General features: G+C 36.4%; 23 protein-coding genes and 5 tRNA genes. 14 read left to right on the top strand and 14 right to left on the bottom strand.

Features of this window, described 5'->3' with window-relative positions:
- Window positions 1-25: 25 nt before the first annotated feature.
- The 4 genes from FW781_RS21705 to FW781_RS21690 all read right to left on the bottom strand — a co-directional run bounded on the left by FW781_RS21705 (window position 26) and on the right by FW781_RS21690 (window position 4623).
- Window positions 26-1066: a hypothetical protein gene (locus tag FW781_RS21705; RefSeq protein WP_149389335.1), complete on the bottom strand. Its 1041-nt coding sequence runs from the start codon at window positions 1064-1066 to the stop codon at window positions 26-28.
- Between the two features lie 116 nt (window positions 1067-1182).
- Window positions 1183-2037 carry a glycosyltransferase family 2 protein gene (locus FW781_RS21700; protein ID WP_149389334.1) on the bottom strand — a complete coding sequence of 285 codons (855 nt, stop codon included), beginning with the start codon at window positions 2035-2037 and terminating at the stop codon, window positions 1183-1185.
- A gap of 87 nt (window positions 2038-2124) precedes the next feature.
- Window positions 2125-3525: an aspartate ammonia-lyase gene (aspA, locus tag FW781_RS21695; protein ID WP_149389333.1), complete on the bottom strand. Its 1401-nt coding sequence runs from the start codon at window positions 3523-3525 to the stop codon at window positions 2125-2127.
- Window positions 3526-3597: 72 nt separating this feature from the next.
- A complete protein-coding gene (locus tag FW781_RS21690; protein ID WP_149389332.1) occupies window positions 3598-4623 on the bottom strand; it encodes an N-acetylmuramoyl-L-alanine amidase in 1026 nt (341 codons plus the stop codon).
- 135 nt (window positions 4624-4758) lie between these two features.
- On the opposite strand from FW781_RS21690, the gene FW781_RS21685 reads away from it, so the two are divergent.
- The 8 genes from FW781_RS21685 (at window position 4759) to FW781_RS21655 (ending at window position 9743) form a co-directional block, all read left to right on the top strand.
- Window positions 4759-4843 (top strand) — tRNA-Ser (locus FW781_RS21685).
- A gap of 14 nt (window positions 4844-4857) precedes the next feature.
- Window positions 4858-4932, top strand: a tRNA-Pro gene (locus FW781_RS21680).
- A 32-nt stretch (window positions 4933-4964) separates the two neighbouring features.
- Window positions 4965-5038 (top strand) — tRNA-Arg (locus FW781_RS21675).
- A gap of 476 nt (window positions 5039-5514) precedes the next feature.
- Window positions 5515-6270: a T9SS type A sorting domain-containing protein gene (locus FW781_RS21670; RefSeq protein WP_149389331.1), complete on the top strand. Its 756-nt coding sequence runs from the start codon at window positions 5515-5517 to the stop codon at window positions 6268-6270.
- Between the two features lie 24 nt (window positions 6271-6294).
- Window positions 6295-6447 (top strand): hypothetical protein, encoded by a 153-nt coding sequence (locus FW781_RS22575; protein ID WP_172625781.1) that lies wholly within the window; start codon window positions 6295-6297, stop codon window positions 6445-6447.
- A 344-nt stretch (window positions 6448-6791) separates the two neighbouring features.
- On the top strand, window positions 6792-8066 hold the full coding sequence (locus FW781_RS21665) for an erythromycin esterase family protein (RefSeq protein ID WP_149389330.1): 1275 nt from the start codon (window positions 6792-6794) through the stop codon (window positions 8064-8066).
- Entirely contained in the window at window positions 8066-8968 is a 903-nt protein-coding gene (locus FW781_RS21660; RefSeq protein ID WP_149389329.1) for an ABC transporter ATP-binding protein, read from the top strand. Before FW781_RS21665 ends, FW781_RS21660 begins: the two co-directional genes overlap by 1 nt.
- Entirely contained in the window at window positions 8961-9743 is a 783-nt protein-coding gene (locus FW781_RS21655; RefSeq protein ID WP_149389328.1) for an ABC transporter permease, read from the top strand. Before FW781_RS21660 ends, FW781_RS21655 begins: the two co-directional genes overlap by 8 nt.
- 104 nt (window positions 9744-9847) lie before the next feature.
- On the opposite strand, the gene FW781_RS21650 is transcribed toward FW781_RS21655, so the two are convergent.
- From FW781_RS21650 to FW781_RS21630, 5 genes are all read right to left on the bottom strand, one after another.
- Window positions 9848-10372: a thermonuclease family protein gene (locus tag FW781_RS21650; RefSeq protein ID WP_149389327.1), complete on the bottom strand. Its 525-nt coding sequence runs from the start codon at window positions 10370-10372 to the stop codon at window positions 9848-9850.
- 81 nt (window positions 10373-10453) lie between these two features.
- Window positions 10454-11062, bottom strand: coding sequence for a hypothetical protein (locus tag FW781_RS21645; RefSeq protein ID WP_149389326.1), 609 nt, complete (start codon window positions 11060-11062; stop codon window positions 10454-10456).
- 3 nt (window positions 11063-11065) lie between these two features.
- On the bottom strand, window positions 11066-11902 hold the full coding sequence (locus FW781_RS21640) for an RHS repeat domain-containing protein (RefSeq protein ID WP_149389325.1): 837 nt from the start codon (window positions 11900-11902) through the stop codon (window positions 11066-11068).
- A complete protein-coding gene (locus tag FW781_RS21635) occupies window positions 11874-12452 on the bottom strand; it encodes a hypothetical protein (RefSeq protein WP_149389324.1) in 579 nt (192 codons plus the stop codon). Before FW781_RS21635 ends, FW781_RS21640 begins: the two co-directional genes overlap by 29 nt.
- The gene (locus FW781_RS21630) at window positions 12425-12721 is read right to left on the bottom strand and encodes a hypothetical protein (RefSeq protein WP_149389323.1); all 297 of its coding nucleotides are present in this window, start codon (window positions 12719-12721) and stop codon (window positions 12425-12427) included. Before FW781_RS21630 ends, FW781_RS21635 begins: the two co-directional genes overlap by 28 nt.
- Before the next feature lie 259 nt (window positions 12722-12980).
- Between FW781_RS21630 and FW781_RS21625 the strand changes: the two genes are divergently transcribed.
- Window positions 12981-13055, top strand: a tRNA-Pro gene (locus FW781_RS21625).
- Between the two features lie 32 nt (window positions 13056-13087).
- Window positions 13088-13161: transfer RNA gene (locus FW781_RS21620), tRNA-Arg, on the top strand.
- Between the two features lie 165 nt (window positions 13162-13326).
- Here the strand turns inward: FW781_RS21620 and FW781_RS21615 are convergent.
- Window positions 13327-14010: an MBL fold metallo-hydrolase gene (locus FW781_RS21615; RefSeq protein WP_149389322.1), complete on the bottom strand. Its 684-nt coding sequence runs from the start codon at window positions 14008-14010 to the stop codon at window positions 13327-13329.
- A gap of 54 nt (window positions 14011-14064) precedes the next feature.
- A complete protein-coding gene (locus tag FW781_RS21610; RefSeq protein ID WP_149389321.1) occupies window positions 14065-14652 on the bottom strand; it encodes a Crp/Fnr family transcriptional regulator in 588 nt (195 codons plus the stop codon).
- Between the two features lie 170 nt (window positions 14653-14822).
- Between FW781_RS21610 and FW781_RS21605 the strand changes: the two genes are divergently transcribed.
- From FW781_RS21605 to FW781_RS21590, 4 genes are all read left to right on the top strand, one after another.
- Complete coding sequence (locus FW781_RS21605) at window positions 14823-15647, top strand: 5'-nucleotidase, lipoprotein e(P4) family (protein WP_149389320.1); 825 nt, start codon at window positions 14823-14825, stop codon at window positions 15645-15647.
- A gap of 118 nt (window positions 15648-15765) precedes the next feature.
- Window positions 15766-16365, top strand: coding sequence for a TetR/AcrR family transcriptional regulator (locus FW781_RS21600; RefSeq protein WP_149389319.1), 600 nt, complete (start codon window positions 15766-15768; stop codon window positions 16363-16365).
- Between the two features lie 60 nt (window positions 16366-16425).
- Window positions 16426-17706: an MFS transporter gene (locus tag FW781_RS21595; RefSeq protein WP_149389318.1), complete on the top strand. Its 1281-nt coding sequence runs from the start codon at window positions 16426-16428 to the stop codon at window positions 17704-17706.
- A 6-nt stretch (window positions 17707-17712) separates the two neighbouring features.
- Window positions 17713-18270, top strand: a complete 558-nt coding sequence (locus tag FW781_RS21590; protein ID WP_149389317.1) for a cysteine hydrolase family protein — start codon at window positions 17713-17715, stop codon at window positions 18268-18270.
- Window positions 18271-18641: 371 nt separating this feature from the next.
- On the opposite strand, the gene FW781_RS21585 is transcribed toward FW781_RS21590, so the two are convergent.
- The 3 genes from FW781_RS21585 to FW781_RS21575 form a co-directional block, all read right to left on the bottom strand.
- The gene (locus FW781_RS21585; RefSeq protein ID WP_149389316.1) at window positions 18642-19481 is read right to left on the bottom strand and encodes an SH3 domain-containing protein; all 840 of its coding nucleotides are present in this window, start codon (window positions 19479-19481) and stop codon (window positions 18642-18644) included.
- 22 nt (window positions 19482-19503) lie between these two features.
- On the bottom strand, window positions 19504-20331 hold the full coding sequence (prmA, locus tag FW781_RS21580) for a 50S ribosomal protein L11 methyltransferase (RefSeq protein ID WP_149389315.1): 828 nt from the start codon (window positions 20329-20331) through the stop codon (window positions 19504-19506).
- Between the two features lie 415 nt (window positions 20332-20746).
- On the bottom strand, window positions 20747-21460 hold the full coding sequence (locus tag FW781_RS21575) for a 3-ketoacyl-ACP reductase (RefSeq protein ID WP_149389314.1): 714 nt from the start codon (window positions 21458-21460) through the stop codon (window positions 20747-20749).
- Window positions 21461-21466 lie beyond the last annotated feature (6 nt).

Genomic DNA, 21466 nt, shown 5'->3' with positions numbered 1-21466 from the left:
AAGGCATACCTTGAAGTATCCTGACTTATATCAGACTATTTAGAAACTGTTCCAGTTTTTCCTGCACCCCTTCTTTACTGTAAGTGTTATGAAAGTCAAACGAAGTCTGTGATAAAGTCTTTAACTGATCAAGAACTTTTTCTTTTTCAGGAATGATAAATTCAAGTTTTGAAGGATAATCTCCAGGGAAAACGGCCAGTTTTCCGTAAGCTACTGCATCCCCTAGATTTCCCGTCATTTTAGTCACTCCATATGTTTCTTTCATACTGAAAAACTCTGTTTCCTGCTGAATGGGACACCACAGAACATCTGCTTTCTGCATCCATTTCTCAAAATCTTCGGCAGAAACTCTTTCAGAGAAATAAGTAATACTGATATTTTCAGGCAGCCTTTGAGACAGACGTTCAAGCTGTTTTAATTCATCATCTTTTGCTTTTCCAAGGAATACAAACTCACAGTGTTTATCTGACTTCAGGTCCTGGATTGTTTTAAAAATATAAGCATAATCTCTTCTCTTCTGAGAAACTCCTCCCGGAATAACCACAATCAGATTATCATTTTTAATTGGATCAAAATCTCTGGTATAAAACAATGGCAAAAACTGATGCCTCTCCGAAACCAATGCTTCATCCAGCACTAAAAGAGACTGAGCCTTCTGATAAACTTTAGTATTATAAAATAATCCTTCTTTGAGCCACAATTTCAGTCTGAAAATAACATCCCCTTTGAAAACACTTTTCATCAGGCTCAGTTTTGAAGCTTTTGTAAAATTAAGATTATGGGTAATGATTGCTGTATTGTACTTTTTGGTTATTGCCAGAAAAGTATTAAAATAACGATGCACCGTCCCTATAACAACCAGATCATATCCTTTCCCCTTTAACTGATCCAGAATCATAGAGCTGTCTGATAGAAACACAGCTTCACTGCTATCATTGATCTGATCTTTAATTCTTTTTGAAAAATAATAGTCTACGGCAAAATCCCGGGAATCTTTCATAATATCCATGAAAGCCTGGGCAATTTCTGCGTGGGTATCTATTTCTATGTAAGCTATTTTTTTCACTGGTGAATGGGAACTAAGTTTTGGCTAAAGCCAGTGGATTTTTATTTTTTATTAATTAAACGGGCTAAAGCCCGTTTCTATTGATGAATATTTACAACGTATAGAAAATTTACATTCTACATCTTCAGCCACTTCTTTTTCAGCATTCTCCAACGTTGATCATTAACAGCTTTTTGCTCTTCCTTTGTAATTTTAAGCTCCATTTTTTTTGATCTGCAGTTTTCATAGGAATTGACAATATCAAAGAAAAATGATGGAGACTTGCTTTTCATCGCTTCTTTTGAGGAGGCAATATAAGCCAGAAATCTGTTCAGACCTAAGAAATAAAAGTACCTGCCATAATAATCCGCAGGCCGGATGGTGTAATCAGCTCCTTTTACTTTAATCAGCTTCACATGAAGTTCCGGAAGAACAACTTCCTTCCACCCAAGATTTTCCAATAGTATGGAATCAATATTATCCCAGCCCAATGTTTCCCTTAAACCTCTGATCTGAGTAAAACATTCTTTACGGTAAGCCTTCATAGGGCCTCTTACATGATGCTTATTGGAATTTCCTTCATAGATCCAGTTTCCGTCTTTTTCTATGTACAAAAGACCTCCTACAAGTCCATATTCCGGATTGTTTGCAAAAGCTGCTTCTACTGCGGCCAGATAGTTTTCAGGAAGGATGATATCGGCATCAAATTTACAGATGATATCAAATTCATCCATCGATTGAGTCCGGAGACCATTTTTAAAGGCATGAACTACTTTAGATCCGGGCTGATGTGCAGATTTCTGAAGATTGATCGTTTCAAAACGCGAATCTGCATTTGTATATTTCCTGATGATTTCAGGGGTTCTATCTACAGAACCGTCATTCACTACCACTACTTTAAAATCTTTACTGCTTTGCTTTTGTAAAGAATCCAGCGTAAAGGAGAGGTTGTCTTCTTCGTTATGGGCAGGAATTATGATTAAAAACCTCACAGGAATTATAAGTGATTAATGATGAATGATCAATGATAAGAAACTTTTTAGGATATCAATTCATTGATCATTCATCGTTTATAAAATTTATTTGTTATGCGGTTTCAGCATATTTTTCGGATCAAGGATTTCGTCTAGTTTCTCCTGGGAAAGAATTCCCTTTTCAAGAACAAGGTTGTAAACGCTTTTTCCGGTTTCCAAAGCTTCTTTCGCAATCTGTGTAGACTGTTTATACCCGATATAAGGGTTAAGCGCTGTTACAATACCGATGCTGTGTTTCACCATATTCAGACAGATTTCTTTATTGGCCGTAATTCCAACCACGCATTTCTCACGAAGGGTATCCAAAGCGTTGCAAAGGAAGTTGATATTTTCCATAATCGCATGAGAAAGTACCGGCTCCATTACATTAAGCTGCAGCTGCCCCGCCTCTGCTGCAAAAGTTACGGTAAGATCATTCCCGAATACTTTGAAACAAACCTGGTTTACCACTTCCGGAATTACCGGATTTACTTTACCCGGCATAATAGAGGATCCCGGCTGCATTGGCGGAAGGTTGATCTCAAAGAGACCGGCTCTTGGACCTGATGAAAGTAATCTTAAATCATTACAGATTTTTGATAGTTTTACAGCAAGACGCTTGGTTGCTGAAGAATAGATTACATAGGATCCTGTATCTGGTGTTGCTTCCACTAAATCCGGTGCTGAAACAATTGGATATCCTGTAATCTGAGCTAAATTTTTAGCACAAAGTGTAGCATAACCCACCGGAGCATTTAATCCTGTACCGATAGCCGTTGCCCCCATGTTTACTTCTACAAAAAGATTTGCATTGTTATTCAGCTTAGAGATATCTTCTTCTAATGTAGCGGCATACGCTTCAAACTCCTGCCCCAAAGTCATTGGAACAGCATCCTGAAGCTGTGTTCGGCCCATTTTGATAACATCATGAAATTCCTGTCCTTTTGCACGGAATGCAGCAATAATTTTTTCAAGCTTTTCTACCAGTCCGATGTTCATCTGCAGCAATCCCATTTTGATGGCTGTAGGATAAGCATCATTGGTTGACTGGGAAAGGTTGATATGATCATTAGGTGAACAGAATTCATATTCTCCTTTATTTTTTCCTAATTTTTCCAATACAATATTGGCAATCACTTCGTTGGCATTCATGTTGATAGAGGTTCCTGCCCCACCCTGAATCATATCTACCGGAAACTGGTCATGATATTTCCCGTCTACAATTTCATCACACGCTTCTGCTATTTTAAAATAAAGGCTTTCGTCTAAAAGTCCCAGTTCATAATTGGTTTTTGCTGCTGCTTTTTTTACAAAAGCCAACCCTTTTATGAAATCCGGATATGAAGACAAAAGCTGTCCTGAAATTTTAAAATTATCGATAGCTCTTTGTGTCTGAACCCCATAATAAGCATCTAAAGGCACATTCAGTTCGCCTAATAGATCACTTTCTTTCCTGAAATTTTCCATTACAGATATTTTACTGTTTTTGATCGTTTAAAGATAGCAAAAACGCATCTAACCGATGCGCTTTAATTTGAATTATTTTACCGGATATTTTTGATTTAAAGCCTGCAGTGTTGCCCATGTTTCGGCATCCATGATTCCGTCATAATTCTGCGGACGGAAATGGTACTGGAATGCTTCAATTGTTTTCTTGGTAGCATCATCCCAGGTTCCGCTAGGCTCCAATCCGTATCCAAATTTCTGCAATGAAGTCTGAACAAGGAAAATAAAGCTGGATTCATTATATCTTGCTGTAATGTCTGCCTGCGCTGCCTCAAGATAAGTTTGCTTGGCTGCTTCATCATACCACATTCCAATCTGGTATTCATCATATAGTTTTTTCCATGGGAACATTGGTCCCGGATCCTGTTTTCTTGTAGGAGCAATATCTGAATGAGCAAGTACATAAGTAGGCTGAATCTGATATCTTGCCACAATATCTTTAACCAATGCTGCTACTTTTTTCACCTGATCATCACTAAAAGGAGCAAATGTTCTTTTACCTGCAGCATCTGTAGTATAGCCGGTATTTACAATTTCAATCCCAATAGAAGAATCATTAAGATTTTTGTCATTTCTCCATGAACTTACTCCTGCATGGTATGCTCTTTTGTTTTCATCTACCAACTGATAGATCTCGTTATCTCCTGTATTGTTTACCAGATAGTGGGCACTCACCGCCTGCTGGGTAAGAACCGTAATCGATTTATCATCTGCAAGAGCTGTATAATGTAATATTAAGTAACGTTGTCTGAAATTTTGGGCTACTGCAGGGAAATATGTCTTTACAACTTTATATCCTCCTGGTTTTGCAGATACAATAGAACCATAACTTATCGTATTATCATTTTTTGTTGGGTCTGCTATATTAGTAGTAAAAAAGTCCACTCCACGATCGGATACTACTTTTGGTTTCGGAGCAACCGGAGGTGTTGTCTGAACCTTCGGTTTCGCCTGTGTTATCGGGGTTTTCGGTTTGTAAGTATTTTTTTTCACATTTTGCTGAGAAGTACATGAAAAAACAAAAGTGCTTAATCCGATGATATATAATGTCTTACGCATCAGTTTGGTTTTTGGATGATTTATTACTTCAAAAATACACAAATTTTTCTTGAATTTTATTTGGTAAATAAAGAAATCTGTTCTATATTTGCACTCGCAATAACGGAACAACGATCATTAAAAAATAAACAAAAAGGAGGGTTGCCAGAGTGGTTAATGGAGCAGTTTGCTAAACTGTCGACGCGAAAGTGTCGCAAGGGTTCGAATCCCTTACCCTCCGCTCATTTATATATTCGGGGCGTAGCGTAGTCCGGTCATCGCGCCTGGTTTGGGACCAGGAGGTCGCAGGTTCGAATCCTGCCGCCCCGACTGTTTTAGTAGTTTTCTCAAAACTACTTAATGGGTGCGTAGCTCAGCTGGATAGAGCATCTGCCTTCTAAGCAGACGGTCAAAGGTTCGAATCCTTTCGCGCTCACAAAAACCTCACAATTTTTATTGTGAGGTTTTTTTGTTTTAGGAGGTTACACATCTTATTTTACAATCCAACAACATCAATGATCAGACAGTATAGAGCATCCCGATTTTAATCGGGACGGCAAGAGATTCAAACCCGTTCGTACTTACATAAATGCCTTTATAGTCAAATACTTTTCACATGGCTTTTATTACACAGCCCAATCATCATTTTGTTCCTCAATTCTTCTTACATCCCTATTCCAAATAACAGTGTCGCGTTTCGCTGAATCGTATTTTTTCAATTGACAGCAGAATATGGGAGATAAGTTAAAAGCAGAATAAACAACCTCATGAATTAACAGTTATTAGATAAATACCTACAGATACCGGCCAATCTCCCACATTTGTGAATTGCTCTTTTGTAGCACGATTAATACCCTTCAATTTTATACTCGAGTTAAAACAACATCTATTACTAACATAAAATTTAATTAAATGAAAAAATTTATCCTTCTCCCGTTTTTTTTATTTGCTTGTACTAATTATCTTTTTGCACAAGTTATTGGTCCGGTTATAGATACTTATAAAATCAATGTAACCAGAAATGATAATTTCATTGATGAAACTACACCAGGACATGCTCATACTAATGCTACACTTGATATAAAAATTGGTTCTAATGAACGAACAAATTCTTTTTCTACGGATATTGTTTCTTCAAAAGATTACAGCTTTCCTATCATCTTTTTATTTCCTGGAACTCCTCCGCCCGTTACCTATGTTAAACTAACTTTTAGTCCCTCTTTTTTATCCAGTGGATATTATCCATTGAATACAAATGTTGGAGATCAAACAATAATTCCTGCTATAGGAAATTCCTCGCAAAACTTTGGATATGGCACATCTATTACCTGTATTGCTAAAAATAAATACACTTTCAGCATTACTCGATTTAACGCCTTCAGTCCAAATGCATTAAAGAACAGCAGTCCACAAAATAAAACATCTATAGTACACAACCCAAGCCTGGGATTCTCTGAACTTTACTACACTGCTACAGCTAAGGAGACGATTTCAATAAATGTAATTGATATTTATGGCAAGATCGTGAGGGCGTATAACACTGATGTAGAAGCTGGCTTAAACAAGCTGCCAATTGATATTCAAAATAATCATGTAGGAGGAACTTATATTGTTGAATGGAAATCCAGCAATGGCACAAAAGGGACCTTAAAAATGGTAAAACAATAAAAGCTTCAATAATTAAAAAAATAAATGGCGGTGTTGATCCTGATATCGGATATTGCCCAGACAACAAAACTTACATTTCCTGTTTTGGAAAGTGTCCGAGTGGAAGAAGCCCATTGTGTTCACTATGATAGAGAGGTAAGAATCGTCTCAAAAGGAGTTGATTACAATGTCTATTAAGAGATTAAAAACATGGTAGATATTAGATTCTATCATGTTTTATTATTAAAATCAAAACTATATGGACTTGTAAAAATAACTGGACTGCATTTTTTATTATCTTTTTAATAAATCATGATCTTTAAATTAATCTATCTGCTCAATTTTATTTCTAACCCCTCTTTGTTCGATCAATTATCACATTTCATTCTCACGAAGGAGGATGACCATTCATTAGCAATTTTTTACTGGTATTAGTTTCGTTACTTACCTATAATATTCACATATAAGAGTAACATTATTTAATAAAACACCACTCATTAAAGAGACCATACAAATATTTAACAATTATGTAAATTTAATTGATGAAGAAAATACTTTACACTCTTATAGTTTCTGTAATTGCAGTTGTAATCCTGAATAGAGTTATCTTTAAAGATATCCCTGAAAAAGAAAAACAGGAACTTCTGAACGACGTCCAGCGATACAAACACCCTATAAAAAGCATTTCTATGGAATATCCGGACAACAGTGACCTGAAGGTTCTTGATTCCGTGCTTAAAGAGAACAGGATTGTCATGCTGGGAGAAAACATTCATGATGACGGAGCTACAATGAGGGCTAAAGGCAGAATCATCAAATACCTCCATGAGAATCTGGGGTATAATGTTGTATTGTATGAAGCCGGGCAGTATGATACCTGGATGATGAATGAGGAAATGAAAAACCACAGCCTAAAAATCCCTTCAGCTTCTATAGGAGGATTGGGACTTTTCGATTTCTGGTGGGATAACAGTGAAAACCAGCCTCTGATCAGCTATTATCAGAAAACTAAAACATCATCTTATCCGATAGAACTGGGCGGGTTTGACATTCAATTTTCTGGCATAGAGCTGTATGACAGACGCAGTAAGCTTTTGAAGGATTTTTTCAGCAAAAATTCAATTGACCTTAAACCCTTCCCTCTTTTAAATAAACACATCAATCAGATTTCCAATTTTATGTACAAAGGCTTTGCCAGTAAAACATTACCTGGAAATCAGAAAGAAAATTTTCTCAATGAAATCACCAGACTTGAAAAGATGGTTTCAAAGCTAGAAAAGACGTCTGAAAACAGAATATATACCTGGTATTTACATGATATGAGAAACAATTTCGCTAAAATCTGGAAATATAAAGCCGGGTCTATGCAGAGTATGCAGTTCAGAGACTCTCTGATGGCTAAAAACCTTGTTCATCAGATTGATTCCGTATACCAAGAACAAAAGATTATTGTCTGGTGTTCCAACCTCCATACTTTTGCGAGCCGGTACAGCAAAGATTATTTACCTCTGGGTACTTATATCAAAAATAAATATGGAAAGGCTTCTTATATGGTTGATTTTTCATCTTATACCAAATACAATAAAACGGGAACCCCTATGGATAAGCCTGGAAAGCTCGCCATTGAAAATACATTTCATGCAACGAAGACCCCTTATTTCTTTATCAATCTCAGAAATATCCCGGAAAGTTCTGTACTGAAGAAAGAGTTTATATCCACCATCAATCAGGGAACAGATCAGAAAAAGGTCTGGAGCCAGTTTTTTGACGGAATATTTTACATAGACACCAATACTTTTTTAACCTCTCACGAATAATGGAAAGCATCACTACCAAAAACCTCAGTTATACCATAGGTTCTAAAGCCATTCTGAACAATATCAACCTCAATATTCCCGAAGGCAGTGTTTATGGATATCTTGGAAGAAACGGAGCGGGAAAATCGACTACGATCAAACTTCTTTTGGGGCTTCTGGAATCATCGGCTGACAATATTTTCATTCAAAATAAAAGTTTACAACAGAACCGCACAGAGATTCTTGCCAGTACAGGAAACCTGATTGAATCCCCCTGTTTTTATACAAAGCTTACTGTTTTTGAAAACCTAAAATATCTGGATATCATCTATGGCAAAGGAAATAAAAGGATTGATGAGGTTCTTGAACTTGTAGATCTGCATAACGAGAAGAAAAAAAAGGCGACAGCTCTTTCAATGGGAATGAAGCAGCGCCTGGGAATTGCAATGGCTATTTTTCACGATCCCAAACTTCTGATTCTGGATGAACCTCTCAACGGACTTGATCCTCAGGGAATTTTTGAAATGAGAAAACTCTTCCAGCATCTGAATGAACAGGGAAAAACCATTTTCCTTTCGAGCCATATTTTGAGCGAGCTTGAAAAAACAGCTACCCATATCGGAATTATTGAAGGTGGACAAATGATTTTCCAGGGAACAAAGAATGAACTTTTAAGCAGAGTGGAAAAAGAAGTCGTTTTAAAAGTTAATCCTGTTGAAAAAGCATTATCTCTACTTCAGGACACTTATTCCGCAACGCTGAATACTATGAACAAGGTTTCTGTAAAAATCAATGATGACAAAGAATTCAATGGTCTTCTTACCAAATTGATCCAAAATGGAATTGAGATCTATGACATAGAGTCTCAAAGCACCAATCTTGAGCAGATTTTCATTAATTTAATTTCTAAAAACCATGACTGATACCAATACTTTTTTAAAGGCATTTTCATCCGAACAATATAAACTTTCCAAAAACAAAGAAATTTTCGGGATTCTGCTTGTTCCTGTCCTGATTATCTTCGCGGTTGATCTGTATATGGTTTATGATGTACTCCGCTCCGGAATAGAAGAATCTGAGGGAACAATAAATCCATGGAAAGCTTCATTGGGAAAAATCGTATTTATGTTTTTTTATCTGTTGTTTCCTATACTCGTTTCTCTTTTTGTGCATGCGTGCTGCGATGTGGAATACAGAAATAATAATTATAAAATTCTCTTCACGCTTCCGGTTTCCAAGACTAAAATATTTTTCTCGAAAGCTATATTCATCCAGATTACTATTTTTTTCTCTGTGCTTTTCTCTTATCTGACTTTATTGTTAAGCGGATATTTGCTAAGTATCGTTTTTCCACAGCTGGGTTTCCAGAATTATGACTTCAGGGAAGTGATATTTTATGTCTTTGTGAAATTCTTCATTACTCTTTCTGCTATTGCCATGGTACAGCTAACGTTGAGTCTTCTTTTTAAAAACTTCATTTATCCTATTGGTTTTGGGGTATTCATGCTGCTTTTCACGACGATTATCTATCAGAAAAAATTCTCTGATTTTTTGATTTATACCGGAGGCTACAAATCAATGGACAACTTCATGAGTGAAAATATCGCTTTTGAAAGAATAGATTACTGTAATATCGCTGCCATTTTTATCTTCATGACTACGAGCTTTTATCTTTTTGTAAAGAAGAAAGGGGGATAGATAAAATGTTGGAAGCAGGGAGCTTGAAGATGGAAGTTACTATTAGTCAAATCACGGAATAGATGTCAATTAGCTCATATCTTCAAGTTTTCTTACCAAAGTATTTATGCAACTCCTTTTGCTTTTGTTCCGGTTTTAGCGGCCTCGATTTTCTTATTATTCCTAAGCTCACGTTTCATTTTACGGTAATCCCATGGAGCAACAGCATTAATATCCTGCCAAAGACCAATTTGTTTAATTTTGGCATTTTCCTGAATTTTACCTAAAGAAGCATCCTTGGAATAAGAGAAATACCACCACCCCATTCCTGCTTTGATAAGCTCTTTGGAGAGGTATTTTCCGTCATCATAATATACTTTCGCGATAGACCTTCCATAACGGTCTGTAGTGGTTTCTACAAAGCTTACCGTTTTCCCAAACACCTGAGCTGAAGTGAATTGTTTTGCATTTTTCCCAAACGCTTGCCCACTTTCCGGGCAGTCGACTTCAGCCAGCCTGATTTTCTTTTGCTGGTTTCCTTTTAACAGTAAAGTAATGGTATCTCCGTCTGAAATTTTGATCACTCTTCCGGTAGTCTGTGAGAATAGAAATATAGGGAAAAGTACGTACAACAGCATTAATCGTTTCATGTGGCAAATATAGGAATTAGTGGGGCTTTTTAATGAAAAAACCTCGCGTTTTGCGAGGTTTTTTAAAATTATTAGGGATACTTATAGTTTCCTTTTTATTAATTTAAACTTTTCTTTAGATCCTTTTTCAAATTCTGTCCATAAACTTGTTTCTGTAAATAAACTTAAACAAAAAGCACCATATCCTATATCTGAATGGGGATATATTATTAAATTATGTTTTGGCAAAATAAAAAATAAATAACCCGAATCTTCTGGCAATATATCTGATCCCATCATCAAAAAGGATAGATCTAAAATATCCTGATATTGACAATTCTTAAAACATCTAAAACTAGAACTTATTTCAGAAAAAATTGAATCATTAATATTTTCTAGATTATCATCAAATACATTCTCTAAAATTGGTAAAATATATCCTTTTGAGCTTAAATTATATTCCAGTGTTTTATACTTTAGTTTTTTGTAATCAATATAAAGCGAAGTAACAACAATTATTTCATCAAAATATTTTTGAAAATGCAACTTAAAAAAATCAACTGTAGCTTCATATTTTTCCGAGTAGTCTGCTACAAAATTTTCGTTCCAAAAAATTGTACTTAAAAAAAAAGGATTGTCAATTTTTATAGGATTATCTAAATTACTGTCCAGTATATTAGATAAAAAATTATAAACTTCATTTTTATTCATAATTTATAAGTTCTTTTTTAAGATCTTGCTATCACTAGAAGTTACTGTTATTTTTTTACTTTTTGTTGGCTCGTTTCTTCCAATCCCAACTTTCCATTCTTTTTCACCACTATGTTCTGTAGTGCTCTTCTGCCAAATTTCATTTGTTTTGTTATTAGTATAATTTTTTCCTTTTTTATTAAAGTTTTGTGGATGAGAATCTAGGGTTTGGACTATATCACCTACTTCGGCACTATTTACTTTTTTCTTGTCATTTTTAGAATGATCTGTATTTAAAATAGTAATCTTTTGTTTTATTGCCGCAGGAAAATCTTTAATTGTTAAATTATCTTGTTCTGCTACAGGAAAACTTTCTTGTAATAGTTTTTCTTTTTCTTCCTGATGTGAAAGTCTGCTAAATTCATATCCTCTTTGTTGCTGAAAAATTTTTTGTTGTTGCAAGGCTCCATATCCTGCGGCTACTAATCCTCCAAAAACTCCTCCTGCAACTCCACTTACAAAGCCCCCTGTCCCTAAAACAATTATTCGGGCCCCTCCTAAAAGAGGTAAAGAAAATGTTTGCTTTCCATTTGGATCAACATATTTAATAGGATTTTGGTAGGTATAAATATAAGGATTTAGATTTCCCCAAAAATATACTCCATCGTTATGTTCTCCTTCTCCATAAAATTCTGTTTCCATCACAGGATTATGTACAGCTAACGGATCCACCCCATACCAGATACTCGCTCTCGGGTTATAATATCTTGCTCCATAATAATACAGCCCCGTTTCTCGGTCCAGCTCTTTTGCATTGAACTTATATGGGTTATCATATACTCCTGTTTTCTGCTCCAGCATCGTTTCCCCGGAATGGTAAATTTAAGAAAAACTGTGTACTCTGAGCACTGGAATTGGTAACAAATGTTGCTGTTCCTAGGTGATCATTATGCAAATAGTACAATCCTAGCTGGCTGGTTGGCCCGTTTAAAGTATTCAGCTCTGCTAAGGAAATATCTCCTACTCCTGCTTTTTCAAGGTATGTTTTGAAATCAACAGAAGGGTCAGGTTCTTTCATTGCTGTTCCCTGATCCGATGTTCTGAGATTCAATGGAACAAAAATATTGCTTCCATCCATCACCCGGCTGGCAAAACGGGTTGCTCCTTCAAAATAATGTTTGGTATACTGTCCGTTTAAGGATACCGTTACATATGGATTAGGATACAATGTATAATCTGTTAAACTTAAGCTTCCCGGATCTACTAACTCTCCGTTCTGATATAACTGAGAACTTCCATGAAGGTTATATTTTATCGTTCTTTCCCCTTTATCATCGTAGGCATAATACTGGTATACACCCGAATCGTCACTGTAAAAAGCTTTTAAACGATCCTGCTCATCCCAGAACATCTGCTTAGAACCAAATTCATCAACATGCTCAATGGTATTCCCATTTTCATCATATTCGAAAAGTTGTGGGATTTTGCATCAAAAAAATAAGCGCCTTTTTCAAGAAACACATCTTCATTTTCATTCGAATACTGATCAATTTGAGCAGACACCTCATCATCAAGATAATCTTCCGGAGATTTAACGTAAAAAACTAAATTAATGGAATCATTCTGAAACGCTTTTTCCAGTGCAGGAATATAAATTTTATAAAAATCCTCTGTTTTCATTTTTTTATGATTGTAAAAATAAAACACCATGAACAAACGGTTTCAAATTTCAAAAAGACAAAAAAGAGAAAAAAAATGAAAATTTTTTCATCATTTTTAAAACAATATAAGTCTATGGTTATTAATTGAGTAAAGGTAACAAAAAAGTCTTCACTAAAAATTAATTAAAAATTATTCTTCATTTTATTTTTTTATTTGAAAAAGTATTGTACCTTTGCAACCGCAAAAACGAAGTAAATATCGTTACTGATGACACCCTCGGGGCGTAGCGTAGTCCGGTCATCGCGCCTGGTTTGGGACCAGGAGGTCGCAGGTTCGAATCCTGCCGCCCCGACTGTTTTAGTAGTTTTCTCAAAATTACTCAATGGGTGCGTAGCTCAGCTGGATAGAGCATCTGCCTTCTAAGCAGACGGTCAAAGGTTCGAATCCTTTCGCGCTCACTTAAAGACTTACTGGAAACAGTGAGTCTTTTTTGTGTTTATTGCCAGATAAACGAAACCAACAGATAATCTACTTTTAACACTCCTCTATTTATGATTTCAAGATTAATCATTTAGTTTTTTCTAAAAGAGTGTTCTTTAAATCATAATACACCAAATTGATCTTTAAATAGCCGTACTACACTTAGTCACAAATTTTTGAAACCTGCGATCTGTATTTCGCATGACCGGTCCGTGACCGAAGCAGATAATAGCGGGATCCAGTTTTGCCAGCTTCTGCAGCGATTCAATATTGCGCTTCTGATCTGAGGTGAATAGGTTTGGCGGCAGCCGTAGGCCGGTTGCTGTGGTGAGCAGATTCATATTTGTCGCTACATCTCCGATGATCAGTACACCATCCCGTTCGCGGAATAAAGAAATATGCCCCGCTGAATGTCCGGGCGTCTCTATTACCTTAAAGTTTCCAATTCTATCGTTTTCAACGATTGTCTGGTCTACTTTATGCCCCTGGCCGGCCCAATACTTTTTTTGAAGCTTTGCCACCCAATGCTGTGGTGTGGGATAGTCGTTGGTTACCATACCCGTTTCTGTCCTGAAAACTTCATTTGGATGGCAGAGCAAGGGTATTGCAAATTCTTCACATATTCGATCGCTACAGCCCTGATGGTCTGCATGCGCATGCGTCAGTAAATGTTGACGAACGGGGTTTTTCCGGAGAGCTTTCTTTACAGTGGTATACGAACTCCGTATTCCGGAATCTACCAATACATCTTCAATAATGTAGCAGTTGATGCTATTTCGAGGCATCAGTGAAATTTGAAATACTTCGGAAGCAATTTGATGTAACATAGCTTTTTTGTGCAAATCTACATCCCTGACCACTACTGTATAAGGACATTTGTCCTATAGTAACTTAGGTCTGTGTATTTCTCCCTTCGCCCGTGTAAGAGATCGTTGCGTGATGCCGAGATACGATGCCAAATCCTGAGTTGATGTACGTTGGACGAGCATTGGCTCGACAGACAGAATATGACGGTATTTATCCACAGCCGATCTATTATTGTAATTCAGCAGATAATGTTCCTTTTGGGTATACTCCTGCTCCATCACAGATCTTATAATACCGTTCCAGCCTGTCACCTGGCTTAGCAAATGTTTATAGTCCGGGTAGCTTATCCTGTAAATTACGCTCTCTTCTATAGCCCTGATACTCCGTTTGGATTTTTCCTGCGCCACAAACTCCTGAAATGAGGTAACAAATTCATTTTCAAATTTAAAACAGGTTACAATTTCCTTTCCTTCTCTGTCAATGGCATATGCTTTTACAGCACCAATGGCAATAAATCCAATATAGCGGCAGGATTCATCCTCACGAATAAAAAAATCCCCCTTTTTTAAGCGGATTGGTTTGAAGAACTGCGCAGAAAAGCTAATTTCTTCGTTTGATAGTCCTCCTGTTGAGGATAGATAATTTTCAAATACATCAGTCATTTCACAATCTTTTCGTCCTTTTTCTTCTTACCCGTCTATGGATTACATACTCAATCCAGTATCCAAATCTAACAATTATTATACATTCAAAAAGCTGCAGACACAACCTTTTTAAAAAATTTGTTATAAAATCAAATTGTCATAAATTTGTTTTATTCTATTCTCATGCAATGAAAAACCTCTCCTTTATTATCGCAAGCTGTCTTTTTGTTCTGACTACATCATGCCAGACAGCAACACCTGTATCAAAAACAACCATTCAGGATACTCCTTATCAAAATCTTGGACTTCATGGAAAAATATATGGTGCATTTTATCAGCAGCGAGCAGCAGAATATGAGGCGCTGTGTCTTCAGGCATACAATATTGCAAAACTCCGCTTAGACGAAGCTTTGGCAAAGAAATCAGAAAAACCTCTGGCAATCGTTTCAGATATTGATGAGACTTTCTTAGACAATTCCTATTACGCTGTTGAACGCTCAAAATTAGGCAAAGGTTATGATCAGGCGACCTGGGAAGAATGGACAGCGAAAGGTGCGGCAACTCCCCTTACCGGATCTCAGGAATTTTATCAATATGCAGCAAACAAAGGTATTCAGGTCTTTTATGTAACTAACCGAAAGGAACAAGAGCGTACAGGGACACTTAACAATTTGAAAAAATACAATTTTCCTCTTCAAAGTGAATCCAATCTTATCCTGCGATCCAAAGAAAGCAGTAAGGAAAATCGAAGAAAAGATATTGCAAAAAATTACAATATTGTTTTATTATTAGGCGACAACCTTGCTGATTTTTCCAGCCTGTTTGATAGTAAATCAGAAAACGAACGATCTGCAGCAGTAAAAAACTCAGCAGATGAATTTGGTAAAAAATTTATCATAATTCCGAACGTTGGATACGGAGATTGGGAGTCCTCATTTTATCATTATAAATACGATTACACAGAACAGCAGAAAGATTCAATGATGTATGATGCTGTAAAAACCAATCCTTAAAAGATTTTTTTCTCCAAAACTCATCTATTGGGATGGCTTTTTAAACAATTTGACAAAATTTGTTTTTTTGTCAAAAATAATTTATTTTTGCATTCATATTTCAGATAATTTTCAGACAATGTCATCTCACACAGAACAAGATCAGCTTTCACAACAAATCCTGGAGACCGCTTCAGGACTGTATTTGAAGTATGGTCTAAAGAAAGTGACAATGGACGATATTTCAAAAGCGGTTGGTAAAAGCAGAACTTCAATTTATTATTATTATAAAAACCGGGAAGAAGTCTTTCAGGCGGTGTTGGAAAATCTGATCAGGGAAGTTATTTCTGAGATTGATTCCAAGATGAAGAAGAAAAGAACTTTTGAAGGAAAAATCCAGGAGTTTTGTGTGGCTAAAGTAAAAACATCGGAAGAAAGATCTTCGTTTTTCAGAGCTATAGAAGCCGGAATGGACAATGAAGAGAAGTCAAAGCACATCACCGATGCCCACAACAGAATGATGGAAGCAGAAAGAAATCTTCTGCTTGCTTTATTTTCAGCGAACATTAACAGTGGTGACATTCCCAAGGTTGCCATTGAAGAACAGGAAACCATTATCTTTATTCTACAGAGCAGTATCAGGGGAATAAGGCGTGAAATGAGTTTAAAAAACAATTTTGAAAACTTAAACAGTACAGTGAGCACTCTAACCTCTATGGTTATTAAACATATTGGCTAAAAATTTTTTATTTTAATTTTGACACTTTTACATTATTTGTCAAATAGTCTATTTAAAAAAATGAACAAATTAAGTAATATCAGTACATTCCGGGCTTTCAGAAGCACCAATTATACATTGTATTTTTTCGGACGTTCTGTCTCTCAATTTGGGACGTGGATGCAGCGTACAGCGGTAGTTTGGGTGGTATACAGCATGACCCAGTCTGCTTTTATGCTGGGACTTACCATTTTTGCAGAACAATTCCCTTCATTCTTATTTTCTGCGTTCGGCGGGGTTGCTGCAGATCGGTACAACCGGTATAAGATTATACAGATCACTCAAATTTTATCATTAATACAGGCCTCTCTGTTAGCTTTTCTGGTAATGACGGGTCATCAGAATATATGGAGTTTCATTGTACTCAGTGTTTTTCTCGGCATTATCAACGCTTATGACATTCCGGCCCGGCAGGCTATGATTAATGAAGTGGTAACGGATGACGAAGATCTTCCGAGTGCACTTTCTCTGAGTGCTGCCATGGCAAGTATTGCTAAATTGGCAGGCCCTGCCCTTTCCGGGATTATCCTTCAAAAATTTGGAGCGGGAACATGTTTTCTCATCAATGCAGCCAGCTTTGCCGCAGTAATGCTTTCGATTTCTCTGATGAAAATAAAAATCATTCCTAAAAAGTTGACTAAAAAAGGAACTTTTACAGAATTAGCCGAGGGTTTCAGGTATCTGAAAAAAGAACCCTCCATCAGTCTGGTCATTATTATGCTGAGTATTACGGGTCTGCTGATTTTACCTTATGATACATTAATTCCTGTTTATGCAAAGGAAATTTTTAAAGGTGATGCTAAGACATTCGGTTATATTTCCAGTTTCATTGGAATTGGAGCGGTTCTCGGAACTGTATTTCTGGCTTCTCTGAAGAAAGGTGCATCCATGAGGAATATTCTTATCCTGAGTACAGTTATTCTGAGTATTGGACTGATATGCTTTTCATATGCCACCAATTTCTACTGGTCTATGTTTTTTGCAGCGCTTACAGGATTGGGGGGTGTTGCACAGTTTACCACCTGTAATATTATCGTCCAGTCTGAGGTGATTCCCGAGATGCGTTCAAGAGCGATTAGCATTTTGTTAACTGCCATATTCGGAATGCTGCCTTTGGGAAGTGTACTTATTGGGTTTGTCTCGGAGAAAATAGGAGCGCCAAAAACCTTGTTGATAGAAGGAATTGCAGGTATTTTAATTGCTGTTATCTTCAGACGTTTATTATTTAAAAAGAATAAAACCAAAGCTGTCAACAACCAACTTTTAGAAGAATCAGAAGAACAATTCATCAATAAAGTATAATTAAAAATGGAAAACACAAAAACAGCATTATTGGTGATGGATATGCAGTCATCAATACTAAGCAACTTACCTGACCCGCAAGAATTGGTATCTAATGTAAGCAAAGTCATTAAGACCGCTAAAAGCCGCCAAATTCCGGTTATTTATATCACAGTGGGATTCAGACAGGGAATGCCGGAAATAAGTACTAAAAACAAAGTATTCTCAGGAATTAAGGAGCATATGGCAGATATTGATATGAAAGACTGGATTGCCATTCATCCTGATCTTAGTCCTGATGAAAAAGATATTGTGATTACCAAAAGGAGATTTAGTGCTTTTACAGGAAGTGATCTTGAAGTTGTTCTCCGCGGAATGGATATCCAGCATTTGGTACTGACAGGAGTATCTACCAGCGGTGTTGTTTTATCTACAGTGAGAGAAGCTGCAGATAAAGATTACAACCTTACAGTGATTGAAGATTGTTGTAAAGACGGAGATGAAGAAGTACATCATGTGCTGATGAGAAAAGTTTTCCCAAGACAGGCAGATGTTACTAGTATGCATGACTGGACACAAGGGTAAGAGCAGGCAAAATAGATTACATCATCAATCTGCCATCATCCGTTTCATTGGATGAAAATTCCGTTTCATCTCCTTATTTTGCTGAATCAGTTTATATTTTACATCAATGAATAAGAAGACGCATTACTTTTACATGGTAAACGTAGCCGAAAGGTCACTTAGTTAGTTTTAATTAGTATAAGGAAACATTGATTAAGGATCAATAAAAATCTTTTTGTGCTTTAATTCCTTATAGCCATTTATGGCTCAACTATACACTTAATCATGTTTGGGTAGGATTGGTTTGCTCCAGTCCTATTTTTATACCCTTTTTATACAATAAAAAAAACCGCTGCGGTTACAACGGTTTAATTTATTTTAAGGAAATCATATTATTTTAACTTATAAGAACTTCCGTTCCAATGATAAGTTTTAGAAGAGCTTTTTTTCTTCTCTCTGTCTTTTTCATCTATTTCCATATCTTCTGTTTTAAGGATAAATGCATTGGGAATTCCTCCTTTATCATTAGGAAAAATATATTCTTCGCTATGATAAAAAGCTCCGGCATCACCCACGTTCATCAACTGTGGAAGGGCAATCAGCTTTTTATCTTTAAAAAGAACATACTGATCGTAACTTGCGATTCCACAGGCTTCTCCGGAAACCATTGCTTTTAGGGTAAATTCAACGTTCTGCAATTTGTGATTGCTTTCTATACTGAATGCGGCTGAACTTAACTCTTCTCCTCTTCCTGTATCGAAATAGACCTCATCAATGAGTATATTTCCTTCCATTACTTTTATTCCGGCGATATTCTGCTTTTCGGTCTCATTGGATTCTTTATTCTTCCTGTCAATCGTTTTGGAAAGTCCAAATAGAAAATCATATCCGTTTTTATTACGGTATCCTACACAGAGGTTACCGCCCCAGATATATCCTTCCAATGTCTTTTCTCCTTTCTGATAAGAGATTTTATACCAATTGGCCGCTCTTTCTCCCAACTTCAGGACAGTTTCTTCCTTTTTAAGAATCACCACCTGCTGATTGGTCTGCAACGAATCTACAATCTGAGTATTAACTCCCGGATCCAGCCTCACGCGGGTCCAGTCGGTAAAAATTTTCTGCGTTTTATTTTCTTCAAAGCCAAAGATTCCATCAGCATATACTTCATTTTCCTGCGCTGTAAAAAACTGCAGCATCAGTATCAATAAAGCACTCCATAAAGTTTTCATATTCGTATTTTGTTTTTTGGTGTTATTTTTCAAGCAGAAGACTTACCCATTCTTCACGCTGTAACTGTTTTTTCAGTTCCAGCCCGCTTTCTTTACATACTTCCAGAATATCATCTACATCAAAGAAACATAATCCTGAAAGTAATAGTTTTCCACCTTCATTCAATACTGAAACATAAGTCGGAATATCTGAAATAAGGATATTTCTGTTGATATTGGCTAAAATAACATCAAAATTCTCTTTTCCTAAGTTTTCGGCAGTTCCCTGTTCGATGTCTAATTCTACACTGTTTCTTACTGCATTTTCTTTTGAGTTTTCTACAGACCATTCATCAATATCGATAGCTTTCGTATCTCCTGCTCCTTGTTGTTTCGCATAGATTGCCAGTACAGAAGTTCCGCATCCCATATCCAGTACTTTTTTACCATTGAAGTCAATATCCATCATTTGCTGGATCATCAGGTGGGTGGTAGGATGATGCCCCGTTCCGAAAGACATTTTTGGCTGAATAATAATTTCATGCATTCCCGGTACCGATTCATGAAATTCTGCTCTGATCAACACTTTGTCATCAATATTGATTGGAGAAAAATTCTTTTCCCATTCTTCATTCCAGTTGATATTCGGCATTTCTTCGAAAGTGTATTCGATTTTTACGTTTTCGTTTTCAAAAACCGGAAGTGCTTTCAACTGATCTTCCTGAAACAATTCTGTCTGGATATATCCTAAAATTCCGTCAATTTCTTCTGTAAAGCTGTCAAAACCTATTTCTATAAGCTCTGCCATTAAAATCTCATTCCAAGGCTGTAATGGAGAAATTTTGAAATTGAATTCTAAATAATTTTGCATGTGACTAATTTGCTGCAAAAATACTAATGTTATTATTGTTAAAAAAATGAAGTTGTAAGTTTTGGCTGAAACCGGGGATTTTTATGTTTTTTTAAATGGGTGAAAGCCAATTTCTATTGAATGAATACTGCTGAAAAGTATATTTTTATCCCGCTGGTGATACAGATTTTTTCCTGTAAATAAATTCCTTAAAAAACTTATTTAAGTAATTTTTCGCGCTCGCGGATTTTGCAGATGGTGCAGATTTTTTGGAAATGTGAAAGATTCTAAGTTTTGGCTAAAGCCTAAAATGAAAACGTAAAATAAGAAAGCGGGCTAAAGCCCGCTCCTATTGAATTTTATTCTTCAAGGCAGAGTAACAGTTCTTTGCTGATAACTTTATACCTTAAACCTTGAACCTTAAATTTTTAAACTCTTATGGATTCGTAGAGAAAATAGAGCCATTCGCAATTAACGCTCTTCTGTTCATTTTCAGAATATCTCTTACCCATTCTGCAAAGTCTTCCGGCTGTAATACTTTATCAGGATTTCCGTCTGTAAGACCTCCCTGAATGCTCATATCTGAAGCAATGGTACTTGGAGTCAAAGTGATTACACGGATATTTTGTTTTCTCCATTCTGCCATCATGGATTGTGATAAAGATACTACTGCTGCTTTTGATGCTGCATATGCGGACATGTTAGGTCCTCCTTTAAGACCTGCCGTAGAAGCTACGTTTACGATATCACCTTCTCCTTTAGCTTTCATAAACGGATGAGCTGCTTTCGCTGCGTAATACACTCCGAACAGATTGGTTTTGATCACCTGCTCCCAAGTTTCAGAAGGCATTTCTTCAATAGTTCCGAAGTCTCCTATTCCAGCGTTGTTGATCAGAATATCAATTCCTCCCAATTGTTCCGCTAAAGATTCAATTCCTGCTTTTACCTGAATTTCATTGTCTACAGAAAAAACTGCATATGCTGAATTTACGCCCAGTTTTTTGATTTCTTCAACCGTCATTTTTAGGTTTTCCTCGTTTCGCCCTGTAATGGCAACGTTTACTCCCTCATTAGCCAAAACTAGTGCTACCGCTTTCCCTAATCCTCTTCCACCACCTGTTACGATGGCATTTTTTCCGTTTATATTCATAGTAAT

This window comes from Chryseobacterium panacisoli, assembly GCF_008274625.1.
GTDB lineage: Bacteria > Bacteroidota > Bacteroidia > Flavobacteriales > Weeksellaceae > Chryseobacterium > Chryseobacterium panacisoli.
Note: the sequence above shows the minus strand (reverse complement) of the source record. Positions and strands in the feature narration are given on the sequence as shown.

What these genes read in the sequence shown, in the direction of transcription:
- aspA (WP_149389333.1), bottom strand. Translation starts at nt 3,525, where the DNA reads ATGGAAAATTTCAGGAAAGAAAGTGATCTATTAGGCGAACTGAATGTG.
- FW781_RS21690 (WP_149389332.1), bottom strand. Translation starts at nt 4,623, where the DNA reads ATGCGTAAGACATTATATATCATCGGATTAAGCACTTTTGTTTTTTCA.
- FW781_RS21670 (WP_149389331.1), top strand. Translation starts at nt 5,515, where the DNA reads ATGAAAAAATTTATCCTTCTCCCGTTTTTTTTATTTGCTTGTACTAAT.
- FW781_RS22575 (WP_172625781.1), top strand. Translation starts at nt 6,295, where the DNA reads ATGGCGGTGTTGATCCTGATATCGGATATTGCCCAGACAACAAAACTT.
- FW781_RS21665 (WP_149389330.1), top strand. Translation starts at nt 6,792, where the DNA reads ATGAAGAAAATACTTTACACTCTTATAGTTTCTGTAATTGCAGTTGTA.
- FW781_RS21660 (WP_149389329.1), top strand. Translation starts at nt 8,066, where the DNA reads ATGGAAAGCATCACTACCAAAAACCTCAGTTATACCATAGGTTCTAAA.
- FW781_RS21655 (WP_149389328.1), top strand. Translation starts at nt 8,961, where the DNA reads ATGACTGATACCAATACTTTTTTAAAGGCATTTTCATCCGAACAATAT.
- FW781_RS21650 (WP_149389327.1), bottom strand. Translation starts at nt 10,372, where the DNA reads ATGAAACGATTAATGCTGTTGTACGTACTTTTCCCTATATTTCTATTC.
- FW781_RS21645 (WP_149389326.1), bottom strand. Translation starts at nt 11,062, where the DNA reads ATGAATAAAAATGAAGTTTATAATTTTTTATCTAATATACTGGACAGT.
- FW781_RS21640 (WP_149389325.1), bottom strand. Translation starts at nt 11,902, where the DNA reads ATGCTGGAGCAGAAAACAGGAGTATATGATAACCCATATAAGTTCAAT.
- FW781_RS21635 (WP_149389324.1), bottom strand. Translation starts at nt 12,452, where the DNA reads ATGTTCTGGGATGAGCAGGATCGTTTAAAAGCTTTTTACAGTGACGAT.
- FW781_RS21630 (WP_149389323.1), bottom strand. Translation starts at nt 12,721, where the DNA reads ATGAAAACAGAGGATTTTTATAAAATTTATATTCCTGCACTGGAAAAA.
- FW781_RS21615 (WP_149389322.1), bottom strand. Translation starts at nt 14,010, where the DNA reads ATGTTACATCAAATTGCTTCCGAAGTATTTCAAATTTCACTGATGCCT.
- FW781_RS21610 (WP_149389321.1), bottom strand. Translation starts at nt 14,652, where the DNA reads ATGACTGATGTATTTGAAAATTATCTATCCTCAACAGGAGGACTATCA.
- FW781_RS21605 (WP_149389320.1), top strand. Translation starts at nt 14,823, where the DNA reads ATGAAAAACCTCTCCTTTATTATCGCAAGCTGTCTTTTTGTTCTGACT.
- FW781_RS21600 (WP_149389319.1), top strand. Translation starts at nt 15,766, where the DNA reads ATGTCATCTCACACAGAACAAGATCAGCTTTCACAACAAATCCTGGAG.
- FW781_RS21595 (WP_149389318.1), top strand. Translation starts at nt 16,426, where the DNA reads ATGAACAAATTAAGTAATATCAGTACATTCCGGGCTTTCAGAAGCACC.
- FW781_RS21590 (WP_149389317.1), top strand. Translation starts at nt 17,713, where the DNA reads ATGGAAAACACAAAAACAGCATTATTGGTGATGGATATGCAGTCATCA.
- FW781_RS21585 (WP_149389316.1), bottom strand. Translation starts at nt 19,481, where the DNA reads ATGAAAACTTTATGGAGTGCTTTATTGATACTGATGCTGCAGTTTTTT.
- prmA (WP_149389315.1), bottom strand. Translation starts at nt 20,331, where the DNA reads ATGCAAAATTATTTAGAATTCAATTTCAAAATTTCTCCATTACAGCCT.
- FW781_RS21575 (WP_149389314.1), bottom strand. Translation starts at nt 21,460, where the DNA reads ATGAATATAAACGGAAAAAATGCCATCGTAACAGGTGGTGGAAGAGGA.